This is a genomic window from Lonsdalea britannica, from assembly GCF_946477055.1.
GTDB classification, from domain to species: Bacteria; Pseudomonadota; Gammaproteobacteria; order Enterobacterales; family Enterobacteriaceae; genus Lonsdalea; species Lonsdalea britannica_A.
This window is the reverse complement of the sequence record NZ_CAMKXG010000195.1, coordinates 1-6,683: the sequence shown is the minus strand read 5'-3', so window position 1 is coordinate 6,683 and position 6,683 is coordinate 1. Positions and strand designations below refer to the sequence as shown.

The 6,683-nt window shown below is 56.6% G+C and carries 4 protein-coding genes; all 4 read right to left on the bottom strand.

The genetic code is table 11. The features are described 5' to 3' along the window. The coding region (locus Q7O77_RS12785) for an IucA/IucC family protein (RefSeq protein ID WP_304167900.1) at positions 1-878 on the bottom strand (878 nt) is incomplete at its 3' end. 74 nt (positions 879-952) lie between these two features. Next, complete coding sequence (locus Q7O77_RS12780; RefSeq protein ID WP_304167898.1) at positions 953-3,052, bottom strand: TonB-dependent receptor; 2,100 nt, start codon at positions 3,050-3,052, stop codon at positions 953-955. A gap of 99 nt (positions 3,053-3,151) precedes the next feature. Further along, a complete protein-coding gene (locus tag Q7O77_RS12775) occupies positions 3,152-4,528 on the bottom strand; it encodes a diaminobutyrate--2-oxoglutarate transaminase (protein WP_304167895.1) in 1,377 nt (458 codons plus the stop codon). Between the two features lie 368 nt (positions 4,529-4,896). After that, entirely contained in the window at positions 4,897-6,312 is a 1,416-nt protein-coding gene (gene ygjG / locus Q7O77_RS12770) for a putrescine aminotransferase (protein WP_304167892.1), read from the bottom strand. Between the last annotated feature and the right edge of the window lie 371 nt (positions 6,313-6,683).

The following is a 6,683-nucleotide window of genomic DNA, read 5'->3' as shown; positions in this document are numbered from 1 at the left end:
TTGATGAAGTAATCATGATCGTCGATATACCAGGTGCGGATCGACGCGGTGGGACTGGCGACCCGCCCCGTCATGCCCAAATCGCGGATTTCCCCATCGCGCAGCCGCTGCTGCACCCGCGCGTCCTGCATAAACAGCTGAGCCTGAACCGGGTGCATACAGATAATGGCGCGGTCGTCACCCGCGCTACGCTGGTCGGCGAAGCCATCCAGCACTTGCTCAGGCGTCAGGCCATTGGCGCCGATGTGCAACCCGTCCTTCGGCACCTCGAACTGATGGAGCGCCGAACGGGCCTGAAACTCGGGAGCCCACGGCGTTTGCCCCAACTCGCTCGGCCATAGCCGCGCTTTGGGTGCCGGATGGCTGGGATGGCCGAACCACAGTCCCTGCTCGCTGAGCAGGTAGTGGCTGAGAGGGGAAGCCGCCTGACGGCGGCCGTTATGCGCCACAATCGCCTGCACCAGCTGCTGGCTCTGCGCGATTTGGGCCTGTAGCTCGGGATTGCGCCGACCCACCCAGATTTCGCAGGCGGCGAGCACGTCTGCGACAAAGCGGTCGAACGGCGGGCAGTGCCAACGTTCTCCCGGCAGCGTTAGGTAAACGTCCGAGAGATAACGCTGGCTGCCGAGGCTGTCCCGACGATCCACCATGAAGAACAGTTCTCGCTCCCCCGGCAGCCGGATCGTCATCGGAATGCCCCGCCAGTCGGCGCCGTCGAAGTAGGCGCCGGGCGGAATGCCGCTCATATCGTCAGGCCACGCATAGCGTGCATGGCTCGCCGGGATGGCGAACTCTTTGATCAGGCAGTTCAGCAGGCCGTGTACGGCCGCCTTTTCGCCGATCATCCTGGATAAGACGGCGTGATCGAGGTTGTTCATCTCAGCTCCATAAGTGTTGCGATCGTCCGGGTGCCTCTACCGTGGCGAGCGTTTTTTCATCCTGAAAAAGCGAGTTAAAAATCGACGCTATACCCCAGCGTGAGGGTTCTCCCCCGCCCGGAAAAGTAACGATCGGAATTCACAATCGCGCTTTGCGAGTAGTAGGTGATGTACTCTTTGTTGAACAGGTTAGCCACGGCCAGCTTGAGCTTGCCGCGCGGCAGCGCATAGCCCACCGCCGCATCCACCAGCAGGTAGCCGTTGAAGTCTTTTTCCGCGTCATCCATCGTGCGATCGAAGGCATAGTTGGCCTGAATAAAGGAGGTCCACTTCGGCGACCACGTCGCCGCCCAGCTGGCGGTCAGGCGATCCGGCGGCACATTCAGACCGTCGAGTTTGCCGTCGAGGCTGCCGTTGCCGTCACTGTCATAGCGGCCGCGGATGTGGGAATAGCCCACTTTAAGGCGATGATCGTCGTTAACTTTGTAGCCCAGCGTCGCTTCGATGCCGTCAATGCGGGTTTTCTGTCGTTCACTCTGGTAGGTGCCGCTGACATCCACCACGCGTTCGCCCAGCTTGGAGGAGGATTCGTAGTAGCTAACCTCAAGGTCGAACGGGTCTTGCTGTACGCGGAACCCGGCTTCGATGTTGTCGGTAACGATAGGATCCAGCGGCAGCAAGGAGACGGACTGCCCTGCGGTGCGAATCCCGCGCAGCGTGCGCCCCACGTCCGGAATGCCGAATCCCTGCGAGTAGTTGGCGAACAGGCTTAGCGGCTGATAAGGCGTGGTCCAGACCGCGCCGACGTTATAGAGGGTTTTGTCAAAGTCCAGCTTGCCGCCTTCGACATCGACGCCATTGTTGGCCGCGACGGTGCGGAAGCTGTCGATATTCAACTTGGCGTATTCATAACGCACCCCCGCCGTGATTTTGAGAGAGTCAATCGGCTGAATATCCAGCTGGAAGAACGGCGACAGATCGGTGTATTCCATTTCCGGGGCGTAGGTGCGCTGGGTGAGCCAGAGGTCTTGTCTGCCGCGATCAAACAGGGTGTCGAAGCCGAGTGTAGCTTTGAGGTAATCGTCCCAGATATCGTCCTTGGTCAGCGCCAGCTTGGTGCCGTAGCGGCTGGATACGACGCGCGACTGATCGTAGAGCTGACCGCGTGGGGCCAGCGCCGGATCCTGGAATGAGGCCGACCGGTCCGCGCCAAACAGGGATTCGTAGTTCTGGTAATAGACCAGCGCATTGAATTTCATGCCGCTGAGATTGTAATTGTCGTAGGTCGCGGACGTGGTCCAGACGCTGTTCTGCGGCGCATCGCCGACCGGACGCCCTTTTTCCGAGGTGGTCGCGATTCCGTTGTCGCGGTCGCCAGTCACGCTCAGATAGTTCATTTTTCCTTTGATCTGATAGCGGTTGAAACTGAGCTGTACGCGCTGATCGTTGTCCAGCCAGTAACCGACCTTGGCGAGGATGTCGTAGGCGCGGGAGTCCATCAGGTCGCCCTGCGTGTTATCGACCCCAATCGCCCGGTCGTCGCCGTCCAGAAACAGGCCCTGATCTTCATAGCTCAGCGAGAACAGGTAATCCAGATACTCCTGGCGACCGCTGAAGCCATAGGTGGTTTTGTAGTTCATGGTGTCGCCTTCCAGCTGCGACGTCGGCGTCGTGGCTTCCACGCTGAAATGCTGGCTGAAGGAGTCCGGCGCGGGGCGTCGGGTGATGATATTGATGACGCCGCCGGTCGCGCCAATGCCGTTGCTGGCGCTGGCGCCGTGGATCACTTCGATGCGGTCGACCATCGAAAAATCGATGGTGTGCATTTCACGGCCGGTGGGACGCAGCGGGTTGGACTGGGGAATGCCATCCACCAGAATCAGGGGCGCGCGTCCACGGAAGGTTTCGCCGCTACCGCTCATTTTTTGGCGGCTCGGCGCCATCGACGGCAGTAAGTTGCTCAATATTTGCGATGAGTCAGAGGTCAACTGACGCTGCTGTTCAATCTGTTCTTTCGAAATAATCGTGACGACCTGCGGCGAGTCCTTCTTTTCCGTGTCCGTTCGCGTGGCCGTCACCACCAGTTCGTTATCATTGTTGGCGATGCTGTCCGCCGCATTGGCCTGCGACCACAGTAACAACGGCGTTAACGCATAAAAAGCCCGAGCCTTCATTCAGTTGACCTCGTGATGTTTTCCCAGAAAAGCGGCCCGACCTTGGGGACGGCGCCGTCAATGTCGCGTCGGCTTGCAGTGCCGTCCGCGTAATAATCGTTATGACCGGGTGAGCGTCAGCGCCTCGCTTAGCGCCCGCTCGAAGCGGGCGACGGCAATTTCGCACTCCGCCGGTGAAATCGTCAGGGGCGGCAGGAGCCGCACCACATTGCCGTGACGTCCGCCGCGCTCCAGCAGCAGCCCTTGCTGGAAACAGCACTGCTGAATCGCGGCCGCCAGCGGCGCATCAATGGGGTAACCGCCGTCGGAGGATGGCGGCAAACGCTCATCGACGATTTCAATGCCCAGCATCAAACCGCGACCGCGTACCTGCCCCAGACAAGGGAAGCGTTGCTTCAGAAAAGTCAGCGCCTGCGTCAGCCATAGACCGCGCGTGGCGGCCTGTTCGGGCAGGCGGTCGCGGGCCAGGATCTCCAGCGTGGTTTTGCCGGTCGCCATCGCCATCTGATTTCCACGGAATGTGCCGCTGTGCGCCCCCGGCTGCCAGGCATCAAACCCACGGCGGATCCCCAGCACCGCGAGCGGCAGCCCGCCGCCGACGGCCTTGGACATGACAATGATGTCCGGCTCAATCCCCGCCTGCTCGAACGCAAACAGGGTGCCGGTGCGCCCGAATCCCGCCTGAACTTCATCCACAATCAGGACGATGCCGTACTGCTGAGTGACGTCTCGTAGCATTCGGAGCCAGCTATCCGGCGCAGGATTGACCCCGCCCTCACCCTGAACGGCTTCCACGATGACGGCGGCGGGCAGCGGCATGCCGCGCTCAACGTCGGCGATGAAATGGTTGAAGTAGTGATTCAGCGCCTTCACCCCCGCTTCGCCGCCGATCCCTAACGGGCAACGGTATTCGTGAGGGAAAGGCAGGAACTGCACGCCGGACATCAGGTTTTGTAGCGGATCTTTCGGCCCGGTATTGCCGGTGACCGCCAGCGCGCCGTGCGTCATCCCGTGATAGCCGCCGGAGAAGCTGATGACGCCGCCGCGTCCGGTGAAGGTTTTGGCCAGTTTGAGGGCGGCTTCTACGGCATCAGCGCCGGATGGACCGCAAAACTGCAGACAGTAGTTATCCGCGCCGCCGGGCAGCAGCGCCAATAACGTTTGGCTGAATGCATCTTTGAGCGGCGTGGTGAGGTCAAGCGTATGCATGGGTAAACCGGAGTGCAGAAAATCCTGAATGCTGGCGACGACCTCGGGATGATTGTGTCCCAGCGCCAGCGTTCCCGCGCCGGCCAGACAATCCAGATAGTCTTTGCCCTCCACATCCGTGACCCACGCGCCGCGCGCTTTAGCAATCGCCAGCGGCAACTTTCGGGGGTAACTACGCACGTTAGATTCCATCCACGACTGGCGCGTCAGGAAGTCTGCATTTTTTTGATTAAGATGCCCTTTCGTTGCCCAGTGCTGCTGTACCATCCTTCACCACCTCCTGTGATTATTTCGGATGACAACGATTATCATTAACAATTAGCAGACACAAGTGTTATTTTCTTGATGGAAAATTGATTAAATCCTTACAAAAGGCAGACTTAAACCATCAATATGTTGATGATGAAGTAACTTTTATCGAAAAAGTGAGAAGATCGGGATACGAGTGAGAAGTGTAAAGATTACTTTTTGTGGGAAGGCTCACAAAATTAACGTTTAAAAAAATTGATTAAGATATGCGTAAAATCGATAAATCCGTGAAAAAACACTCGGCTTATCATGTAAAAAGCCAGCCTGTTGCCAGGCTGGCTTTGGTCCCGGTCCACCCATAGGCCGACCTTTCGCTACAGGGATAATTACACGGCGAATTCCGTATCGGCGGAATTCGTTTCAGCTTCCTTTTCGCAGGTCGCTCGCACTTTTTCCAGCGCGCGTTCCGCTTCCGCCAGAATCTGGCAGCATTGCTGATGCGTGATCGTTAACGGCGGCTCAATTCGCACCGATTTCGCGTTGTTCAACGTCCCCGCGACTAATACGCGACTCTGGAACAATTCGCTGGCAAAGGCGTAACCAATTTCATTTTCCTGGAACTCGAAGGCCAGCAGCAGCCCTTTACCACGCGCCGCCAGAATTAGGTCTGGGTATTTGGCTGCAAGTTTTTGCAGTCCCGCCAGCAGGAAAGCCCCTTCTTTGGCGGCCTGACCCGGCAGATCGTCTCGCAGCAGCACGTTAATGGTCGCTAACGCCGCCGAACAGGCCAACGGGTTACCGCCAAACGTCGTGGTGTGCAGGAACGGGTTCTCAAACAAGACGGAGAACACCTCTTCCGTGGCGACTGTCGCACCGATAGGCATCACACCGCCGCCCAGCGCCTTCGCCAAACACAGGATATCCGGCTGTACGCCATAGTGCTGGCAAGCGAACATTTTACCCGTACGCCCCATCCCGGTTTGTACTTCATCCAAAATCAGTAACGCCCCGATTTCATCACACAGCGCCCGAACTGCGGGTAAGTACTCATCCGGCGGCACAATCACCCCGCCTTCGCCCTGAATGGGCTCCAGGATCACGGCGGCAATACCTTCACCGTCTTGCTGGCATTGTTGGACCTGCTGTTTCATCGCTTCGATATCGCCGAACGGGACATGGTGGAAACCCGGTACCAGCGGCATAAACGGTTGGCGGAACATCGGCTTCGCGGTGGCCGAAAGCGATCCCAGCGATTTCCCATGGAACGCGCCGTTCGCGGCGATAAAGCTGAATTTACCGTGAGGGGCCTGATAGGCTTTCGCCAACTTCAGTGCGGCTTCCACAGACTCAGTGCCACTATTGCTGAAGAAACTGTATTTCAGTTTACCAGGCGTGATGGCGGCCAGCGTTTTCGCTAGCATGCCACGCAGCGGGTCTAACAATTCCTGACTATGCAACGGCTGTTTTGATAGCTGTTTTTCGACTGCGGCGAGTACCGTAGGGTTACGATGCCCAACGTTAAAGATGCCGTAGCCGCCCAGGCAATCCAGATATTCGTTTCCCTGCGTATCGAGCAACGTGTTGGCACTGCTGGAGCGCCACTCGACAACACCGTAATCGCCGTCTGAGGTGACTGATTTTCTATATTCAAGAAAGCCCGGATTAACGTAATCGCGGAAAGAATTTAACGTTTCTTTATTTAGCGCCACCATGTCTTTCTGACTCAGTGTATCGCTCATGATCCATTCTAATGCCTGCTGAGTACACTCTAGCGGGTTAAGTTCGGAAAAGGGTCTGGACAAAATGCGCTCCTTATTAAACGGGTATCACGTGATACCGATATTAGTAATGCACAAAACAAGCCAACTAGCTATCACTTTATTTCCTGAACTTTACGCTACAAAAAGGTATATTTTCGGTATTAAATCCACTACCACCCTCAATTTAAAAAACAAAAATCCAGTAAATACATGATATTAGCCCGTAATAAATACAGGCAAACTTAATTGCACTCTTTAAGTGCAAAATAATTAATTTCGCCCTGATAAAGGGCAAAAAGAGCGCGCAGATCTTTTTTTAATGATCCGGTTTTTATTTAATTTCAGAAAATAATATATCCACGCTCTGTCTCTTATACACATCTGACGCTGCCGACGAAGAGGATAGTGTAGAT